Here is a 19682-nt window from a genome sequence, read left to right as displayed (position 1 = left end):
CAGAGGCGCTCGCGAAGCCCGGGCATCTGCCCGCCGCGTGGCGGCGTCCCTCAGCCGCAGGTCTGCGTGCAGCCCGCGCAGGCACCGCCACAGCCGGGGGCCGCAGCCGATTGGTTCAGCGCGAAACGCGCGCTCTGCCAGGAGCCGGCGGCGAGCGTCCCGAGGGCACCGGCGACGCAGACGATCAGCACGACGAGTGCGGTGTGCGGGGACGCCGCCAGGGCCACCACACCGCCGGCGGTCAGCATCACCGCGGCCGCCAGCTGGGTGGGGGCCATCGCGCGCAATGCACGCGGGATGGTGTCGGCGGTTTGGCCCCGGGAGAGCGACCAGACGCCGAAGCCGGCGGATGCCACCGCCGCACACATGCACAACACCCCCGCGATCAGCATGGCCCCACAATACGAGCCGGGTCGGGGACGCGCTCGCCCAGGGCGGCGTCGGAGCGCCGGCTCTCAGTGTTGCGGGCCGAGGTGCAGGTTCGGCAGTGGCGGCAGGCCCGGTACCAGGGCCAGCAGGTTGGGGACGGGCTGCTGGGGCGACGTCTGGTTGGACAGGGCCGCCTGGCCGGGCAGGCCCAGCGGGCTCGTCGCGGGCGCCGGTGCGGGAGGGCCGACCGGGGCCGTTGCGGGGGCGGTGCCGGGTGCGGCGGCGGGTAGGCCGACCGGCGTCGCGGCCGGCGTCGCGGCCGGCGCCTGGGCGGGTGCTGGGGCCGGCGACTGGGCGGGTGCTTGGGCGGGTGCGCCGGGCACGGCTACCCGGAATCCGTTGACGATGGCGTCCGTGGCCGGTGCGTCCGCGACCGCTTGAGCGCGGTCCGTGGTCACCGACAGGGACACCAGATATTTGTCGCGCCCGGAGGTGGCGATCATGTGGCGGCGCGACGTGTTGAGCATCATGTCCCCGTCGCGGTAGACGCCCTCGATCACCGACGACGGGAACCCGTCGAAGTCGGCCAGGGAGGCATTCGTGGCCTGCCAGGCCGGCAACTCCTGGCTGTCGACGTAGCCGTGCGCGATCGCTTCCCTGGGCTCGAAGTTACCGACCAGCTTGTACACCACGACCTGCGCGTTCGAGGTATAGATGCTGTTGCCCTGGCGGTCGGCGATCACCGCGAACGCGTCGGGCACGTTGGGGTCGGGCACCTCGGTCCAGCGAGCGGGCACCGGCAGCGTGATGTCGAGCGCCTTGAGCCCCCGGGGTTTCTGGGCTTCCAGCTTGACCCCCTTCGCCTGCAGGTACTCGCGAAGCGTCCCGGTGGTCGCGGGTGTCACCGCAGGCGGCGTCGAAGCGACGGGCGACGCCGCGGCGGCGCCGGCCGGCGCGGGGCTCGACGGGACCAGGGCACTGGACGCGGGTGGGGTGGCGACGGCGCGGTTGCCGCTCGCCCCGCCGGGCACTGCGGCGACGTCGGACTGCACCGGCACCTGCGCGGGAACGGCGGGGACCGGTGGGGGGGCCGGAAGAAAAGGATCCGCCGACGCCTTGGCGCCCGCGACCACCCCGACGGCGATCAACCCGGCAACCATACCCCCGAGAAATGCCCGCTGCGTGGGGGCGAACTGAATCATCTGCGTCGGTCCTTCCCAAAAGGCTTTGGCACGAGCGCCGGTCGTTAGTCGCTGACTGTATCCAGTGGTCAAACGCGCTGAACAGGACCGCAATAGAGCTGGGATGAAGCCCTGATCACCGCGCAACGGAATCGAGACCAACCCGTGGCCGGCAGGGGCGCGGGGGCGGTCCTTATACCCTGTTGGCGTGACCGAATCCCCGACCGCCGCCCCCGGCGTTGCCCCGCAGCCGGACTCCGACGCGCCGCCACACCGCTATACCGCGGCGCTGGCGAGCCGTATCGAAAGCACCTGGCAGGACAACTGGGCGCGGCTGGGCACTTTCAACGTCGCCAACCCGGTGGGTTCGCTTGCGCCGCCGGAGGGGGCGCCGATTCCTCGCGACAAGCTTTTCGTGCAGGACATGTTCCCGTATCCGTCGGGAGAGGGGCTGCATGTCGGCCACCCGCTGGGCTACATCGCCACCGATGTCTACGCCCGATATTTCCGAATGACCGGCCATAATGTGCTGCACGCGTTGGGGTTTGACGCCTTCGGGCTACCGGCCGAGCAGTACGCGGTGCAGACCGGCACCCATCCGAGAACCCGGACCGAGGCCAACATCGTGAACTTCCGGCGCCAGCTGGGCCGGCTCGGGCTCGGCCACGACAGCCGGCGCAGCTTCTCCACCACCGACGTCGAGTTCTACACATGGACGCAGTGGATCTTTCTGCAGATCTACAACGCCTGGTTTGACGCGGCCGCCGGCAAGGCCCGCCCGATCGGTGAACTGATCGCCGCATTCGACGCCGGTACGCGCCGCCTCGACGACGGGCGGGACTGGGCCGCGCTGTCGGCGGGGGAGCGCGCCGACGTGATCGACGGCCACCGATTGGTGTACCGCGCCGACTCGATGGTGAACTGGTGTCCCGGCCTGGGCACGGTGCTGGCCAACGAAGAGGTGACGGCCGAAGGCCGCAGCGACCGCGGAAACTTCCCGGTGTTCCGGAAAAGGTTGCGGCAGTGGATGATGCGGATCACCGCCTACTCGGACCGGCTGCTCGACGACCTGGACCTGCTGGACTGGCCGGATCAGGTCAAGACCATGCAGCGCAACTGGATCGGCCGTTCCACCGGTGCGCAGGTACTGTTCTCGGCGGTCACCAACGCCGGCTCGGTCGTGGACATCGAGGTGTTCACCACGCGGCCCGACACGCTGTTCGGTGCCACATACCTGGTGCTGGCGCCTGAGCACGAGCTGGTCGACCGACTGGTCGTGACCGACTGGCCGGACGGGGTAGACCCCGCCTGGACCTACGGCGCCGGCACGCCGACGCAGGCGGTCGCCGCCTACCGGAACGCGATCGCAGCCAAGTCGGACCTCGAGCGTCAGGAGAACAAGGAAAAGACCGGCGTTTTTCTCGGCGCTTACGCGACCAACCCGGCCAACGGCGAACCGGTGCCGGTCTTCGTCGCCGACTATGTGCTGGCCGGCTACGGCACCGGGGCGATCATGGCCGTCCCCGGCCACGACCAGCGGGACTGGGACTTCGCCCACGCATTGCGCCTGCCGATCGTGGAAGTCATTGCAGGCGGTGATGTCTCGGAGGCAGCGCACACCGGCGACGGGGTGCTGGTGAACTCCGGCTTCCTTGACGGCATGAACACCGCGGCAGCCAGAAAGGCGATGACCGCCCGCCTGGAGTCCGACGGCCGCGGCCGAGCCCGCATCGAATTCAAGCTTCGAGACTGGCTTTTCGCGCGCCAGCGGTACTGGGGTGAGCCTTTCCCGATCGTCTACGACGGCGACGGACGCCCGCATGCCCTCGACGAGGCCGCCCTGCCCGTCGAGCTGCCCGACGTGCCGGACTACTCGCCCGTCCTGTTCGACCCCGACGACGCCGACAGCGAGCCGTCGCCGCCGCTGGCCAAGGCGACGCAGTGGGTGCACGTCGAGCTCGATCTGGGCGACGGGCTGCGGCCCTACAGCCGCGACACCAACGTGATGCCGCAGTGGGCGGGCAGCTCCTGGTACGAATTGCGCTACATCGACCCGCACAACTCGGAGCGGTTCTGCGCCAAGGAGAACGAGGCCTACTGGATGGGTCCGCGGCCGGCCGAACACGGCCCGGATGACCCCGGCGGCGTCGACTTGTACGTCGGGGGAGCCGAACACGCGGTGCTGCACCTGCTGTATGCGCGGTTCTGGCACAAGGTCCTCTACGACCTGGGCCACGTCAGCTCCCGGGAGCCCTACCGACGGCTGGTCAACCAGGGATACATTCAGGCGTTCGCCTACACCGACGCCCGTGGTTCCTACGTTCCGGCCGACGAGGTGGTCGAACGCGACGGGCGCTTCGTCTACGCGGCGCCCGGCGGCGACATCGAGGTCTTCCAGGAATTCGGCAAGATCGGCAAGAGCCTGAAGAATTCGGTGTCGCCCGATGAGATCTGCGACGAATATGGCGCGGACACGCTGCGCGTCTACGAGATGTCGATGGGTCCGCTGGAGGCCTCTCGGCCCTGGGCCACCAAGGACGTCGTCGGGGCGCACCGTTTCCTGCAGCGGGTGTGGCGGCTGGTGGTCGACGAGGGCACCGGTGAGAGCCGCGTTGCTGACACGCACGAGCTGGATCCCGTAACTCAGCGGGTACTGCACCGCACCATCGCGGGGGTGGCCGAAGACTATGCGGCACTGCGCAACAACACCGCTGCGGCCAAGCTCATCGAGTACACCAACCACCTCACCAAGGAGCACCGTGTCTCGGTGCCGCGTGCGGCCGTCGAGCCGCTGGTTTTGATGCTGGCGCCACTGGCCCCGCACCTGGCCGAGGAGCTGTGGCTGCGGCTGGGACACAGCGCCTCGCTGGCTCACGGCCCGTTCCCGCAGGCCGACCCGGACTATCTTGTCGACGACACTGTGGAATACCCGGTGCAGGTCAACGGCAAGGTGCGCGGACGGGTCGTGGTGGCCGCCGACGCCGATGCCGGGTCCCTGGAAGCCGCCGCGCTGTCCGACGAGAAGGTGCGGGCGTTTTTGGCCGGCGCCACCCCCCGCAAGGTGATCGTGGTCCCTGGCCGGCTGGTCAACCTGGTGATCTGAGGCCGGTCAGTGTCGCGCCGGGCGCAGCACCACCTCGTGGAGGTGACCGTCGGGCGCCGTCGCGACCGCGCCGGCGACCGCCGCGGCGACAGTCTCGGGCCGCAGCAAATGGGCGGTGTCGTACTCGCCGTGCTCGAACGCGACGATTTCGCGCTGCATCTCGGTGTCGGTGCGGCCGGGAAAGATCGTGGTCACCCGGAGATCAGGCTCGTCCTCCCGCAGGGAGTCGGCGAATGCCCGCAGCGCGAACTTGCTGGCCGCATAGGAGGCCATGCCCGGCGAAACCCGTTTCCCCGCGCCGGAATTGATGAACACCACCTGCCCGCGGGCGCGTCGCAGTGCCGGCAACACCGTCAAGGTAAGCGCTACCGCGCCAAAGACATTCACCTCGAAGGTGGCGCGCCACTCCTCGACGGCGGAATCGGCGACGTGGCCGGGAATGGATACGCCGGCGTTGTGGATCAACACGTCGAGTTCGTCGAGCGATTCGCGGCTGGATGCGATGCTGTCGGGATCGGTCAGGTCGAGCGGCAACGTCGTGGCGTCGAGCCGTTCGGCGACGGCCTTGAGCCGGTCGGAGGGCCGACCGGCCAACAGCAGGGTGTGTGTCGAGGCGAGCGCAGCGGCGATCGCCGAGCCGATTCCACCGCCGGCGCCGGTGATGAGTGCAGTGGGCATGTTCTCGAGCCTAGGCGATGCCCGAGAATTGTTGAAAAGCAGGGCTTTTCACGCATGTGTGCGTGCGGGTGACTCTCCTGCGGCGCTCGCCGCCGGCTCGCCGGAGGCCAGCCGCTCCAGCGGCGCCAGTGCCCGCATGAGAGTGTTCAGGTCCGATCCGGGCAGCTGGGTGAGCATCGCGGCCAGGGCAGCGCGACGGTTGGCCAGCGACTCGCTGAGAACCGTCCGTCCACGCTGGGTGATGTCGACGAGTACGGCCCGCAGGTCCGATGGGTCGCGAGAACGCGCGACCAGCCCGATCTTCTCCAGCCGTCGGATCGCGACCGTCGTGGTGGGGGTCCGGACCCGTTCGTGCGTGGCCAGGTCGGTCATGCGGATGGGACCCCGGTCCAGCAGCGTCACCAGGATCGACAACTGCGCCAGCGTGAGATCACCGGTCGTGTCGGTGTTGGGGTCGCCGCGGCGCAGGATCGAGAAAAGTTTGGACAGAGCGCGATGCAGACCTTCCGCCAGCTCCGTGACCTCGGCCGCGGTCGACTCGCTTTCCGCCATAATCCGCCCAGTGTAACCCGATGGGGCGTGCCGACGAGACAGCTGACAACGACTATTTTCAGATCGCCAAAGATCGCCAAAGATCGCCAAAGATCGCCAAAGAACGTGGTCGAGGAAGCGCTGCAGGCGCTCGGTCTGGGCGGCTTGAAATATCCGCGCGCACGGACGCGATTCCACCGGTGTGCCGTGATCCACGAAAACGACAGTGTCGGAGGCGGAGCGGGCAAAGCCCATCTCGTGGGTGACGACGACCATGGTCATGCCCTCGGCTCCCAGGGCGGCGATCGGGTGAAGGACTCCCTTGACGGGGCAGGTGGCTGTGACGCGCGGAAGGGAACCGGCCACCTGGCCGGGGAACAACCCCGAGATGGGGTGCAAGTTGCGCGACCATCGAAGATCACTCACGTGCAACGGTTGATGCACGCGGTGGGTGGGGCGCCCGGGCCGACGGAGATCGCCGTGCGGCCGCCGCTGCACAGCGTGCCCGTCGCCCAGCTCCTACCTGAGCTGGGCGACAACCCGATCCCGTCCCTATCCCCGGCTATCGCGCCACGTGCACAGCTCTTGGGCGGCGCTCAGGTCGTAGTCCGGACCGTCGCAGCCGACGGTCAGCATCGTGACACCCTGTCCGACCAGCGCCTCGGCGTCGGCGACGAGCCCGCCGCCGCCGTTGACGGCGGCCGAGCGTTCGATCCCGGACGGGTCACGGCCGACGTCGGCGCAGTGCCGGGCTAGCACGTCGGACTTCGCCGCGAAATCGTCGGCGGCGGTGAAACTGTGCCAGATCTCGGCGTGCTGGGCGACCAGCCGCAACGTCTTGCGCTCGCCGCCGCCGCCGATCAGGATCGGGATGTCGCGGCTCGGTCGCGGATTCAATTTGGCCAGCCGGTCTTTGATTCGCGGCAGCGCGTCCGCCAAGTCGTCGAGGCGGCTGCCGGCTGTGCCGAATTCGTAGCCGTACTCGTCGTAGTCTTTTCGCTTCCAGCCTGAGCCGATGCCCAGGATGAGGCGGCCGTCGCTGATGTGGTCGACCGTGCGGGCCATGTCGGCCAGCAGTTCGGGGTTGCGGTAGGAGTTGCAGGTCACCAGCGCACCGATCTGGATCCGCGACGTCTGCTCGGCCCAAGCCCCCAGCATCGTCCAGCATTCGAAGTGGGCCCCGTCGGGATCGCCGAACAAGGGGAAGAAGTGGTCCCAGTTGAACGCGACGTCGACACCGATGTCCTCGCAGCGGCGGACGGCGTCACGGATCTGGCCGTAGTGGGGGGCGTGCTGGGGCTGCAGCTGCACGCCGATGCGAACCGGGAAAGTGGGATTCATAGGATCCACCGTAGGCTCAGCGGGTACCCCGCACCGCGTGCAGCAGGTCGATCAGCGTGCGCGGCTGGTCGCTCTGCACCGAGTGCCCGGAGTCCGCGACGACGTGTGCGCCACGGAAATGCCGCGCGCGCCTGCCGAGTTCGGCCGCGTCCTGGTCGCTGACGAAGCCCGACGATCCGCCGCGAATCAGCGTCACGGGTGCTTCCAGCGCGGTGACGTCGTCCCACAGGCCGGCGAAGTCGGGAAACACCCGGATGGCGTCGTAACGCCACGTCCAGTTGCCGTTGTCCAGCCGGCGCGAGTTGTGGAACACGCCGCGGCGCAACGCCTTCACCTCGCGGTGCGGCGCGGCTGCGACGGCCAGGTCCAGCATGGCCTGGAAGCTGGGGAATTCCCGTTCGCCGTGCATCAGGGCCACCGTGCCCTGCTGCTCCTTGGTCATCTCGGAATGACGTTGCAGCGCCGACGGAGTGACGTCGATCAGCACGAGTTCGTTCACCAGGTCCGGAGCCACCGTCGCCAGCCGCACCGCGGTCAACCCGCCCAGTGACATGCCGACCACGAGTTCGGCCGCCGGTGCGTGCTCGCGCAGCATCGGCAGCAGGCTCTTTGCGTTGTTGTGGGGCGAATAGTCGCCGTCCTCACGCCAGGCGGAATGGCCGTGACCGGGCAGGTCGACGGCCAGTGCGGGCTCGCCGAGGCCGACGATCACGGTGTCCCAGGTGTGGGCGTTCTGCCCGCCGCCGTGCAGGAACACGGTCCGCGGGGGAGTGCGTCCCCAGCGCAGCGCGCTGACGCTGTCGTGGCCGACGCCCGAGTAGACCCGCTCCACTTCGAGCGGTGGGCCGGCCACGCCGGCCTGTTCGGCGTTCTCGGACAGCAGGGAGAACTCGGACAGCCCGGTCAGTTCGTCCTCGGACATCTCGGTCACGGTCTGACACTAACCCCGCCGGCCAGGGGAACCGCACAGCACGGTGTACAGCGCCAACCGCCGCGAGCGTAACGCCATGGCGAATCTCGGTCGTGAAAATCGCCGTGACTTTACGCTCGCGGTCCGAAGAGGTCAGCCGCCGATGATGAACTCTTCGAGTTGGGTGCGCGCCACGTCGTCGGGCAGCTGTTTCGGCGGGCTCTTCATCAGATAGGCCGATGCGGGGACCACCGGGCCGCCGATGCCGCGGTCCTTGGCGATCTTGGCCGCCCGCACCGCGTCGATGATCACACCCGCGGAGTTCGGCGAGTCCCACACCTCGAGCTTGTATTCGAGGTTCAGCGGCACATCGCCGAAGGCACGGCCCTCCAGCCGGACGTAGGCCCACTTGCGGTCGTCCAGCCAGCCGACGTGGTCGGACGGGCCGATGTGGACGTCCTTGGTGTTGAACTCCCGGTGCAGGTTGGAGGTCACGGCCTGGGTCTTGGAGATCTTCTTGGACTCCAGCCGCTCGCGCTCGAGCATGTTGAGGAAGTCCATGTTGCCGCCCACGTTGAGCTGCATGGTGCGGTCCAATTGCACACCGCGGTCCTCGAACAGCTTGGCCATGACCCGGTGGGTGATCGTCGCACCGACCTGGCTCTTGATGTCATCACCCACGATCGGCACCCCGGCGTCGGCGAACTTCTTCGCCCACACCGGGTCCGAAGCGATGAACACCGGCAGCGCGTTCACGAACGCCACGCCGGCGTCGATGCAGCACTGGGCGTAGAACTTGTCGGCCTCTTCCGAGCCCACCGGCAGGTAGGACACCAGGACGTCGACGTCGGCGTCCTTGAGCACCTGCACGACGTCGACGGGCTCGACGTCCGACAGCTCGATGGTGTCGGCGTAGTACTTGCCGATGCCGTCGAGGGTGGGGCCGCGCTGCACCACCACATTGGTGGGAGGCACGTCGGCGATCTTGATCGTGTTGTTCTCGGAGGCGAAGATCGCCTCCGAGACGTCGAAGCCGACCTTCTTGGCGTCCACGTCGAACGCGGCGACGAACTTCACGTCGCGCACGTGATACGGGCCGAACCGGACGTGCATGAGGCCGGGAACCGTCGACGTCTCATCGGCGTTCTGGTAGTACTCGACGCCCTGGACCAGCGACGACGCGCAGTTTCCGACGCCGACGATGGCGACTCGCACCTCTGTCTGCGCCCCAGACGGGTTGTGCTCGGTCATAGAGCGTTCTCCTAACCTCATAACTGTTTGAGCCTCGGGTCTCTCGGCTGTCGTGTGTTTCGTGCAGGGACTACGTGTGTTCGGACAGACCAGGCGCTGCCCGCTCGGCGGCGATGAGCTCGTTGAGCCACTTGACCTCACGTTCGCTGGACTCGAGTCCGAGTTGGTGAAGCTGCCGGGTATAGCGGTCGAACGAGCTGCCGGCCCGTGCCACGGCTTCGCGCAGGCCTTCGCGACGTTCCTCCACCTGACGGCGGCGGCCTTCCAGGATCCGCATCCGGGCCTCTGCCGGAGTGCGATTGAAGAACGCCAGGTGAACCCCGAAGCCGTCGTCGGTGTAGTTGTGCGGGCCGGTGTCGGCCACCAGCTCCCCGAAGCGTCGGCGACCCTCGTCGGTGAGTCGGTAGACCCGGCGAGCCCGCCGCACCGGGGTGCCGGTCGGGGCGGCATCCTCGGCGATCAACCCGTCGGCTTGCATGCGCCGTAACGCCGGGTAGAGCGAACCGTACGAGAAAGCCCGGAACGCACCGAGGAGGCCGGTCAGCCGTTTACGCAATTCGTAGCCATGCATCGGCGATTCGATCAGGAGGCCCAGAATGGCGAGCTCCAGCATCCCATCACCTCCTCTGCATGTTCGGTTACGACGGCGCGACGCCTCGCGTGATCCTATCGCGTCGATATATTCACCACAACATCGCCCATTAGCCCCGGCACCACCTGCGATTGGGGTGACATTTGACCGGTGTTCACGCCGTAGGCGGTGAGGCTCGGTCGCCGGCGTAGGCGCTCGGGCCCTCTACCGACTGCCATCCAACGCGCCGGACGCGGGCCGACGAACGCGCCGCAGGACAGCTTGCCGCGTATCAGTGGGGCCGATGGCGACGTACTCTGGTGGGCGTGCGACTGCAGCGACAGGTGGTGGACTACGCGCTTCGGCGCCGTTCCCTGCTGGCCGAGGTCTACTCGGGCCGCACGGGGGTCTCCGAGGTCTGTGACGCGAACCCGTACCTGTTGCGCGCCGCGAAGTTTCATGGGAAACCGAGCCAGGTGATGTGCCCGATCTGCCGCAAGGAGCAGCTCACGCTGGTGTCATGGGTGTTCGGCGAGCATCTGGGCGCAGTGTCGGGGTCGGCCCGCACGGCCGAGGAGCTGGTCTTGCTGGCGACCCGCTTCGACGAGTTCAAGGTCCACGTGGTCGAGGTATGCCGCACCTGTAGCTGGAATCACCTTGTCAAGTCGTACGTGCTCGGCGCGACGCGGCCACCGAAAGGCACCCGCGGAACGCGTAGGGCACGCAACGACGCCCGCACCGCCATTGAATAAAGAAGGCCGTAACGAGCAGTCGCCCACCGACGCGGACGGGTCGGGGACTGAGCGTTTCGGCGAGTACCTGAGCACCGACCACCCCGAGGGCTCCGACCGTCCGGGGCCCGACCGGCGGCGTCGGGTTCCTCCCGACGACCGGCTGACGACGATACTGCCGCCCGTCACCGACGATCGGTCCCCGCGGCGGCCGGACCCCATCGCGGAAGTCAAGGCCGCGCTGGACAACTCGCCGTCGGCGCCGCTGCAGCGAGATCCCATCGAGGAAGTCAAGGCCGCGCTCGACGGGCGGTCGCGCCGCCCATCGTCCGGGCGGCACTCCGCGTCCGGACCCCCACCATCGCCGCGTCGGGACTCACCGGGTGGACCCGGGGAGCGCCCCTCCGGGCCGGGGCGCGGCTCGCGCTGGACGGAGCGGGTCAATTGGCGCTGGGTGCGGCGGGCCGCTTACCTCGCCGCCGCGGTACTGGTGCTGTTGCCGCTCGTGACGTTTGCCATGGCGTACGTCATCGTCGACATCCCCAGACCGGGTGACATCCGGACCAACCAGGTGTCGACCATATTGGCCAGCGACGGTTCGGAGATCGCCAGAATCGTTCCCCCGGAAGGCAATCGGGTTGACGTCAACATCAACCAGGTGCCGGTGCACGTGCGCCAGGCGGTGATCGCCGCCGAGGACCGCAACTTCTACTCCAACCCCGGGTTCGACTTCACCGCCTTCGTGCGGGCGGTCCACCACGACCTGTTCGGCAGCGGCGGTCTGCAGGGCGGATCGACGATCACCCAGCAGTACGTCAAGAACGCGCTGGTCGGTTCGGCCCAGCACGGGGTCAGCGGCCTGGTGCGCAAGGCCAAGGAACTGGTCATCGCCACGAAGATGTCGGGGCAGTGGTCCAAGGACGACGTCCTGCAGGCCTACCTGAACATCATCTACTTCGGCCGGGGTGCCTACGGGATCTCGGCGGCTGCCGATGCGTATTTCGACAAGCCCGTCGAGCAGCTCACCGTCTCCGAGGGAGCGCTGCTGGCCGCGCTGATCCGGCGGCCGTCCACGCTGGACCCCGCCGTCGACCCCAAGGGGGCGAAGGCCCGCTGGAACTGGGTGCTCGACGGCATGGTGGAGACCAACGCGCTGTCGCCGGGCGATCGCGCCGCGCAGGTCTTTCCCACGACGGTGCCGCCCGATCAGGCCCGCGCGGAGAACCAGACGACCGGCCCCAACGGGCTGATCGAGCGCCAAGTGACCAAAGAGCTGATGGAGCTGTTCAACATCGACGAGCAGACCCTGAACACCCAGGGGCTGCAGATCACCACCACCATCGAACCGAAGGCCCAGCAGGCCGCGGAGAAGGCGGTGGCCAAGTACCTCAAGGGACAGGACCCCGAGATGCGGGCCGCCGTGGTGTCGATCGACCCGCACGACGGCGCGATCCGCGCCTACTACGGCGGCCCCGACGCCAACGGTTTCGACTTCGCCCAGGCCGGATTGCAGACGGGTTCGTCGTTCAAGGTCTTCTGCCTGATCGCCGCGCTGGAGCAGGGCATCGGCCTGGGCTATCAGGTGGACAGCTCCCCGCTGACGGTCGACGGCATCAAGATCACCAACGTCGGTGGCGAGAACTGCGGGACCTGCAACATCGCCCAGGCGCTCAAGCAGTCGCTGAACACCTCTTACTACCGGCTCATGCTCAAACTCAAGGGCGGGCCGCAGGCCGTCGCCGAGGCCGCCTACCAGGCCGGGGTCGCGAAGAGCTTCCCCGGTGTCGAACACACGCTGTCCGAGGACGGCAAAGGCGGACCGCCCAACAACGGGATCGTGCTCGGCCAGTACGAAACCCGGCCGATCGACATGGCGTCGGCGTATGCGACCCTGGCCGACGCCGGCGTCTACCACCGGCCACATTTCGTGCAGAAGGTGGTCAACGCCGACGGCCAGGTCCTCTTCGACGCCGCCAACTCCGACAACAGCGGCGAGAAGCGCATCGACAAGGCTGTCGCCGACAACGTGACCGCCGCGATGGAACCGATCGCCGGCTACTCGCGCGGCCACACCCTGGCGGGCGGGCGGCCGTCGGCAGCGAAGACGGGCACCACGCAACTGGGTGACACCAAGGCCGACAAGGACGCCTGGATGGTGGGCTACACGCCATCGCTGTCGACGGCAGTCTGGATCGGCACCGCGAAGGGCGACCAGCCACTGGTGACCGCCTCGGGCGCGCCGGTGTACGGGTCGGGCCTGCCGGCGGACATCTGGAAAGCGACCATGGACGGCGCGCTCAAGGGCACCCCGAACCAGTCGTTCCCCAAGCCGACCGAGATCGGCGGCTACGCGGGTGTGCCGGCACCACCGCCACCGCCCCCGGAGGCGCCCCCGCCGCCCTCGGAGACGGTCATCCAGCCCACCGTGGAGATCGCGCCGGGCATCACCATCCCGATCGGACCGCCCACCACGGTCACCATCGGGCCCCCGCCGCCCGACAACGCGCCGGGGGGCATGCCGCCCGGCGGCCCGCAAGCTCCGCCACCGTGACCGGCGCCGCGGAGCAGAGCGTCACCATTTCGCCGGGACCGCTGGCCGCCGACCGGCGTAGCCTCGACGCCCGCGATTGCCCCAGCCGCACCGACTTTCTGGGTGCCGCCTTCGCCGATGTCGCCGGCGGTCCGGTGGGCCGGCACGCGCTGATCGGGCGCAGCCGACTGATGACCCCGCTGCGGGTGATGTTCGTCATCGCACTGGTGTTTCTGGGGCTCGGCTATTCGACCAAGGCGGCATGCCTGCAGAGCCACGGCACCGGGACGGGGGATCAGCGGGTGGCCAACTGGGACAACCAGCGCGCCTACTACGAGCTGTGCTATTCCGACACGGTGCCGCTCTACGGCGCGGAGTTGTTGAACCAGGGCAAGTTCCCCTACAAGTCGAGTTGGGTCGAGACCGACGCCGACGGCACGCCGCAACTGCAGTACGACGGTCGCCCCGCGGTGCGGTACATGGAGTATCCGGTGCTGACCGGGCTCTATCAGTACGGGTCGATGGCGCTGGCCAAGACCTACACCGCGCTCAGCAAGCTGGGGCCGTTGCCGGTGGTCGCCGAGGTGGTGATGTTCTTCGATGTCGCGGCCTTCGGCCTGGCGCTGGCCTGGCTGGCGACGGTCTGGGCGACCGCGGGCCTGGCCGGGCGCCGGATTTGGGACGCGGCCCTGGTGGCTGCCTCGCCGCTGGTCGTCTTCCAGGTCTTCACCAATTTCGACGCCCTGGCAACGGGTTTGGCGATGGCCGGGTTGCTGGCCTGGGCGCGGCGACGACCGGTGCTCGCCGGGGTCCTGATCGGGCTGGGCGCTGCGGCCAAGCTGTATCCGCTGATGTTGCTGGGCCCGATGCTGGCGCTGGGAATCCGGACCGGGCGCCTCGGCGCGTGGACTCGCACCACCGCGACAGCCGCAGCGACGTGGCTACTGGTGAATCTGCCGGTGCTGGTGCTGTTCCCGCGCGGCTGGTCGGAGTTCTTCCGGCTCAACACCCGCCGCGGCGACGACATAGATTCGCTGTACACCGTGGTGAAGTCGTTCACCGGGTGGCGTGGTTTCGATTCCCACCTGGGTTTCTGGCAGCCACCCACGGTGCTGAACACCGTCGTCGCGCTGTCGTTCGCTTTGTGTTGTGCGGCAATCGCTTACGTCGTGCTCACCGCGCCGCGGCGGCCTCGGGTGGCGCAGCCGGCGTTCTTGGTGGTGGCGGTGTTCCTGCTGACCAACAAGGTGTGGAGCCCGCAGTTCTCGCTGTGGCTGGTGCCGCTGGCTGTGTTGGCGTTGCCGCACCGCCGGATCCTGCTGGCGTGGATGACCATCGACGCGCTGGTCTGGGTGCCGCGGATGTATTACCTGTACTCCGAGCCGAACCGGTCGTTGCCACAGCAGGTGTTCACCACGACGGTGCTGCTGCGCGACGTCGCGGTGCTCGCGTTGTGCGCGCTGGTGGTCCGGCAGATCTACCGGCCTGACGAGGATCTGGTGCGCATGGGCGGGTGCCTGGACGACCCCGGGGGCGGGTCGTTCGACCGGGCTCCCGACGCCCCGCCCGGCTGGCTTCCGCAGTGGTTGCGCCCGGCCGGGCTGCCACGGTCGTCGGTGCCGGCGGATATCGACACCGAAGCGGCGACCATCCGGGCGCACGCATGACGCAGGTGGCAATCCCGTTGTTTCCCCGGTTCACCGCGCTCGACGCGGTGGGGCCCTACGAGGTGCTGCAGCGCGTCCCGTCGATCGACATCGTGTTCGTCGGGCACCGCCGCGGGGAGGTGCGGACGGAAAACGGGATGCTGGGCCTCACCTGTGACGCAACCTTCGACGAGGTCGCGGCGCCCGATGTGGTTGTGTTCCCCGGTGGCGTGGGAACCCGCCGGCTCGTCCACGACGAGACGGTGCGCGGCTGGCTGCAGTCGGTGCACCAGACCACCACGTTGACGACATCGGTGTGCACGGGCGCGTTGCTGCTGGCGGCCGCGGGCCTGCTCGACGGGCTGACCGCGGCGACCCATTGGGGCGCGGCCGACGTGCTCAACGGGTTGGGCGGAAACTATGTGGCCGAACGCGTCGTCGAGCACCTGCCGCAGCGGATCATCACCGCCGCGGGGGTGTCCAGCGGTATCGACATGGCCCTGCGGCTGGTCGAACTGCTTGTCGACCGCGAGGCTGCGCAGGCCGTGCAACTGCTCATCGAATACGACCCGCAGCCGCCGTTCGACTCCGGTTCGCTCGCCAAGGCCGACGAGGCCACGATCGCCAGGGCCGTGGAGTACGTGCGCGTCAGGGAGTGAACGCGGCCGGGTCGTCCGGATTTCCCGGGGCCGCCCACCGTCCGGTACCCTGGGGCGGTTGCCGACGCAGGCGACTCTCCTGCCGCGGAACGACCGTGGCCGTACAGACCAGAGGAGGTGGTGAGGTTTCCATGCGTCCCTACGAAATCATGGTCATTCTTGACCCCACGCTCGACGAACGCACCGTGGCCCCGTCGCTGGAGACGTTCCTCAACGTCGTCCGCAAGGACGGGGGCACTGTCGACAAGGTCGACATCTGGGGCCGACGCCGGCTCGCCTACGAGATCGCCAAGCACGCCGAGGGCATCTACGCCGTCATCGACGTCAAGGCCGCGCCGGCCACGGTGTCCGAACTCGACCGCCAGCTGAGCCTCAACGAATCGGTGCTGCGCACCAAGGTGATGCGCACCGACAAGCACTGACCCGACAAACGCTGACTGTTCGCCGTCGGTGTCGCTGCGTAGGCTTCGCGAGAACATGCTGATGACACCGACCGTCGCAGCAGCGGACCCAGGAGGAAATTGTGGCTGGTGACACCACTATCACCGTCGTCGGAAACCTGACCGCTGATCCCGAGTTGCGGTTCACGCCCTCAGGCGCCGCCGTCGCGAATTTCACCGTGGCGTCGACACCCAGGATCTATGACCGCCAGAGCGGGGAGTGGAAGGACGGCGAGGCGCTGTTCCTGCGGTGCAACGTCTGGCGGGAGGCCGCCGAGAACGTCGCCGAGAGCCTGACCCGCGGGGCCCGCGTGATCGTCACCGGACGGCTCAAGCAGCGGTCCTTCGAGACCCGAGAAGGCGAGAAGCGCACCGTGGTCGAGGTCGAGGTCGACGAGATCGGGCCGTCGCTGCGCTACGCCACCGCCAAGGTCAACAAGGCCAGCCGCAGTGGTGGTGGCGGTGGGGGCGGCGGCTTCGGTGCCGGTGGTGCCGGTAGTAGTGGTGGCGGCGGCGGATCGCGCCAGGCTGCCCCGCAAGCGGGCGGCGCACCGGCCGACGACCCGTGGGGCAGCGCCCCGGCGTCGGGCTCCTTCGGCGGCGGCGACGACGAACCGCCCTTCTAGAACACGTGAACTTCACCCACGAGAACGGAAAGAGCAACACACATGGCCAAGTCCAACAAGCGGCGCCCGGCTCCGGAGAAGCCGGTCAAGGCACGCAAGTGCGTCTTCTGCTCGAAGAAGGGCCAGCAGATCGACTACAAGGACACCACGCTGCTGCGCACCTACATCAGTGAGCGCGGCAAGATCCGGGCGCGCCGGGTCACCGGGAACTGCGTGCAGCACCAGCGCGACATCGCGATCGCGGTGAAGAATGCCCGGGAGGTCGCGCTGCTGCCCTTCACCTCCACGGCGCGATAAGCGCCGGACGCTCAACCGAAAGTACGAAGACGATGAAGCTGATTCTGACGGCTGACGTTGACCACCTGGGGACCGTCGGCGACACGGTCGAGGTCAAGGACGGGTACGGCCGCAACTTCCTGCTTCCGCGCGGCCTGGCGATCGTCGCCTCGCGCGGCGCCCAGAAGCAGGCCGACGAGATCCGCCGCGCCCGCGAGACCAAGGTGGTGCGCGACCGCGACCACGCCACCGAGCTCAAGTCCGCGCTCGCCGCGCTGGGCTCCGTCTCGCTGCCGGTGAAGACCGCGGCCGATTCCGGCAAGCTGTTCGGTTCGGTGACCGCCGGCGACGTGGTCGCTGCCATCAAGAAGGCCGGCGGGCCCAACCTGGACCGCCGGATCGTCCGGCTGCCCAAAGCGCACATCAAGGCACTCGGCACCCACCGGGTGTCGGTGCACCTGCATCCCGAGGTCGACGTCGACGTCGCACTCGAGGTCGTCGCGCAGGGCTAGCTCCACCCACCTGCCTGCTTGCCTGCGCGAGTGGTCTCGTTCGTACGTTCGTCGGGGGTTGTTACCAGACGCCGCTGGTGGCGAGTCTGCGCTGGCGGCGTCGAGACTGCGTTCAGCGCTCCCTTTTGCGCCTCGACGGCGCCGCCACCGCAGTCTCGGCACCCCAGCGCACGGGCCCGGCGAATTAACGGGCAAGACCACTAGCGGCCGTGCCCGGCCGCTGGCGCAGGCATTTGTGCTCTGCGGACTCCACGTTCGGCCGTGGGTGCGCTCGTGCAGATCGCTCCAGCGAACTATTTCCGGGTAATGTCCGCGCGCGGTCCGTAACCCCCTCGTAATGAGGCGAAAACCTGGCCGCAAGGCAACACGCCCGGGGCGGTAACCCGGCCCGACACGCCGATGGGATTCTTGTCCACACCACATGCATGGCGTTGTATGGCCCGTATCTGCGGAGATGCCGTAGCACGCCGATGTGATCCACAGGTTTTCCACACCCCGGTCAACACAGGTGTCGACGGATATGCACAGACCATGCACAGCCTTATGAACAACGGCCTCTTTCAGTCCGCGCCAGCAACGTCTACCGTTCTCCCGGCACGAGGTGCTGCGGGTGCTGCGGGTCGGGAGGTGTCGGTGCCCTGGCTTATGGTCTGAATACCGGTTATCGAATATACGTTCGGGCACTTGAGTCAGAGGAGGATGCACCCGATGGCGGTCGTCGACGACCTGGCGCCCGGCACGGAGTCCGCGCCGCCGAGTGAGGACTTCGGTCGTCAGCCCCCGCAGGACCTGGCTGCCGAACAGTCGGTGTTGGGCGGGATGCTGCTGAGCAAGGACGCGATCGCCGACGTGCTGGAGCGGCTGCGGCCCGGCGACTTCTACCGCCCCGCCCACCAGAACGTCTACGACGCGATTCTCGACCTCTACGGGCGCGGGGAACCGGCCGACGCGGTGACGGTGGCCGCGGAGCTGGACCGCCGCGGCCTGCTGCGGCGCATCGGTGGGGCGCCGTATCTGCACACGCTGATCTCGACGGTGCCCACCGCAGCCAACGCCGGCTACTACGCAGGAATCGTGGCCGAGAAGGCGCTGCTGCGGCGGCTGGTGGAGGCCGGGACGCGGGTGGTGCAGTACGGCTACGCCGGCGCCGAGGGCGCCGACGTCGCCGAGATCGTCGACCGGGCGCAGGCCGAGATCTACGACGTCGCCGAGCGCCGGATGTCGGAGGACTTCGTCGCGCTCGAAGACCTGCTGCAGCCCACGATGGACGAGATCGACGCCATTGCCTCCAACGGCGGTATCGCGCGCGGCGTACCGACCGGGTTCACCGAACTCGACGAGGTGACCAACGGCCTGCATCCGGGGCAGATGATCATCGTGGCGGCCAGGCCTGGAGTGGGCAAGGCGCTCGCCCTCGACACGCCGCTGGCGACGCCGGCGGGCTGGACGACCATGGGTGACGTCGCGGTCGGGGATCAGCTGCTGGATGCCGACGGGTCACCGACGCGGGTGGTGGCCGCGACGGAGATCCTGCTGGGCCACCCGTGCTACGAGATCGAATTCTCCGACGGCACGGTCATCGTCGCCGACGCCGCGCACCAGTGGCCGACGACTCGCGGTGTGCGGACCTCAGCCCAGTTGCGGTGTGGGTGGGACGCGATCGCGCCGGCCGGCTCGGCGCGCCGTGTCGCCGGGCCGCGGGCGACGACGGCGCTGTTGGCTCCGGTGCTGCAGATCGAGTCGGTGCGCCGGGTGGACAGCGTCCCGGTGCGCTGCGTGCAGGTGGACAACGCCGAGCGCCTGTATCTGGCCGGCCGCGGCCTGGTGCCGACGCACAACTCCACCCTGGGGCTTGATTTCATGCGCTCGTGCTCGATCAAGCACCGCATGGCCAGCGTCATCTTCTCGCTGGAGATGAGCAAGTCCGAGATCGTGATGCGGCTCCTGTCGGCGGAGGCCAAGATCAAACTGGCCGACATGCGTTCGGGCCGGATGAGCGACGACGACTGGACGCGGCTGGCGCGGCGGATGAGCGAGATCAGTGAGGCGCCGCTGTATATCGACGACTCGCCCAACCTGACCATGATGGAGATCCGCGCCAAGGCGCGCCGGCTGCGCCAGAAGGCCAACCTCAAGCTGGTCGTGGTGGACTACCTGCAGCTGATGACGTCGGGCAAGAAGGTCGAGTCCCGGCAGATCGAGGTGTCCGAATTCTCCCGGCACCTGAAGCTTTTGGCCAAAGAGCTCGAGGTGCCGGTGGTGGCGATCAGCCAGCTCAACCGTGGCCCCGAGCAGCGCACCGACAAGAAGCCGATGCTGTCGGACCT

At 68.4% G+C, this 19682-nt stretch carries 18 protein-coding genes and 1 pseudogene; 10 read left to right on the top strand and 9 right to left on the bottom strand.

The window, feature by feature from the left end; translation table 11 throughout:
- Nucleotides 1–50 precede the first annotated feature (50 nt).
- Together AC2VOK_RS08670 and AC2VOK_RS08665 are read right to left on the bottom strand one after the other, a co-directional pair.
- Nucleotides 51–392, bottom strand: a complete 342-nt coding sequence (locus tag AC2VOK_RS08670) for a hypothetical protein (RefSeq protein ID WP_428900107.1) — start codon at nt 390–392, stop codon at nt 51–53.
- A gap of 63 nt (nt 393–455) precedes the next feature.
- Nucleotides 456–1571, bottom strand: a complete 1116-nt coding sequence (locus tag AC2VOK_RS08665) for an LpqN/LpqT family lipoprotein (protein ID WP_428900106.1) — start codon at nt 1569–1571, stop codon at nt 456–458.
- A gap of 187 nt (nt 1572–1758) precedes the next feature.
- Between AC2VOK_RS08665 and leuS the strand changes: the two genes are divergently transcribed.
- Entirely contained in the window at nt 1759–4653 is a 2895-nt protein-coding gene (leuS, locus tag AC2VOK_RS08660) for a leucine--tRNA ligase (RefSeq protein ID WP_428900105.1), read from the top strand.
- Nucleotides 4654–4659: 6 nt separating this feature from the next.
- Here leuS and AC2VOK_RS08655 read toward each other — a convergent pair whose 3' ends face one another.
- The 7 genes and pseudogenes from AC2VOK_RS08655 to AC2VOK_RS08625 form a co-directional block, all read right to left on the bottom strand.
- Nucleotides 4660–5331 (bottom strand): SDR family oxidoreductase, encoded by a 672-nt coding sequence (locus AC2VOK_RS08655; protein WP_428900104.1) that lies wholly within the window; start codon nt 5329–5331, stop codon nt 4660–4662.
- A gap of 48 nt (nt 5332–5379) precedes the next feature.
- On the bottom strand, nt 5380–5883 hold the full coding sequence (locus tag AC2VOK_RS08650; protein WP_428900122.1) for a MarR family winged helix-turn-helix transcriptional regulator: 504 nt from the start codon (nt 5881–5883) through the stop codon (nt 5380–5382).
- Nucleotides 5884–5982: 99 nt separating this feature from the next.
- Nucleotides 5983–6189, bottom strand: a pseudogene (locus AC2VOK_RS08645) (peptide ABC transporter ATP-binding protein); the annotation flags it as partial.
- 225 nt (nt 6190–6414) lie between these two features.
- On the bottom strand, nt 6415–7203 hold the full coding sequence (locus AC2VOK_RS08640; RefSeq protein ID WP_428900103.1) for an LLM class F420-dependent oxidoreductase: 789 nt from the start codon (nt 7201–7203) through the stop codon (nt 6415–6417).
- 16 nt (nt 7204–7219) lie between these two features.
- A complete protein-coding gene (locus AC2VOK_RS08635; protein WP_428900121.1) occupies nt 7220–8125 on the bottom strand; it encodes an alpha/beta fold hydrolase in 906 nt (301 codons plus the stop codon).
- A gap of 141 nt (nt 8126–8266) precedes the next feature.
- The gene (locus tag AC2VOK_RS08630; RefSeq protein WP_428900102.1) at nt 8267–9364 is read right to left on the bottom strand and encodes an inositol-3-phosphate synthase; all 1098 of its coding nucleotides are present in this window, start codon (nt 9362–9364) and stop codon (nt 8267–8269) included.
- A gap of 70 nt (nt 9365–9434) precedes the next feature.
- Nucleotides 9435–9977 carry a PadR family transcriptional regulator gene (locus AC2VOK_RS08625; RefSeq protein WP_428900101.1) on the bottom strand — a complete coding sequence of 181 codons (543 nt, stop codon included), beginning with the start codon at nt 9975–9977 and terminating at the stop codon, nt 9435–9437.
- A 284-nt stretch (nt 9978–10261) separates the two neighbouring features.
- Here AC2VOK_RS08625 and AC2VOK_RS08620 point away from each other — a divergent pair, with 284 nt between their 5' ends.
- The 9 genes from AC2VOK_RS08620 to dnaB all read left to right on the top strand — a co-directional run.
- The gene (locus AC2VOK_RS08620; RefSeq protein WP_428900100.1) at nt 10262–10687 is read left to right on the top strand and encodes a DUF5318 family protein; all 426 of its coding nucleotides are present in this window, start codon (nt 10262–10264) and stop codon (nt 10685–10687) included.
- On the top strand, nt 10680–13217 hold the full coding sequence (locus tag AC2VOK_RS08615; protein ID WP_428900099.1) for a transglycosylase domain-containing protein: 2538 nt from the start codon (nt 10680–10682) through the stop codon (nt 13215–13217). Before AC2VOK_RS08620 ends, AC2VOK_RS08615 begins: the two co-directional genes overlap by 8 nt.
- Nucleotides 13214–14863 carry a glycosyltransferase family 87 protein gene (locus AC2VOK_RS08610; protein ID WP_428900098.1) on the top strand — a complete coding sequence of 550 codons (1650 nt, stop codon included), beginning with the start codon at nt 13214–13216 and terminating at the stop codon, nt 14861–14863. Before AC2VOK_RS08615 ends, AC2VOK_RS08610 begins: the two co-directional genes overlap by 4 nt.
- On the top strand, nt 14860–15501 hold the full coding sequence (locus AC2VOK_RS08605; protein WP_428900097.1) for a DJ-1/PfpI family protein: 642 nt from the start codon (nt 14860–14862) through the stop codon (nt 15499–15501). Before AC2VOK_RS08610 ends, AC2VOK_RS08605 begins: the two co-directional genes overlap by 4 nt.
- A gap of 131 nt (nt 15502–15632) precedes the next feature.
- The gene (rpsF, locus tag AC2VOK_RS08600; protein WP_421528786.1) at nt 15633–15923 is read left to right on the top strand and encodes a 30S ribosomal protein S6; all 291 of its coding nucleotides are present in this window, start codon (nt 15633–15635) and stop codon (nt 15921–15923) included.
- A gap of 101 nt (nt 15924–16024) precedes the next feature.
- Nucleotides 16025–16567: a single-stranded DNA-binding protein gene (locus AC2VOK_RS08595; protein WP_428900096.1), complete on the top strand. Its 543-nt coding sequence runs from the start codon at nt 16025–16027 to the stop codon at nt 16565–16567.
- 42 nt (nt 16568–16609) lie between these two features.
- The gene (gene rpsR, locus AC2VOK_RS08590; protein WP_428900095.1) at nt 16610–16864 is read left to right on the top strand and encodes a 30S ribosomal protein S18; all 255 of its coding nucleotides are present in this window, start codon (nt 16610–16612) and stop codon (nt 16862–16864) included.
- 32 nt (nt 16865–16896) lie between these two features.
- Entirely contained in the window at nt 16897–17355 is a 459-nt protein-coding gene (rplI, locus tag AC2VOK_RS08585; protein ID WP_428900094.1) for a 50S ribosomal protein L9, read from the top strand.
- Between the two features lie 708 nt (nt 17356–18063).
- The coding region (dnaB, locus tag AC2VOK_RS08580; RefSeq protein ID WP_428900093.1) for a replicative DNA helicase at nt 18064–19682 on the top strand (1619 nt) is incomplete at its 3' end.

It is taken from the genome of Mycobacterium sp. TH-M116 (assembly GCF_057473685.1).
This window is presented reverse-complemented; position numbering and strand designations above follow the sequence as displayed.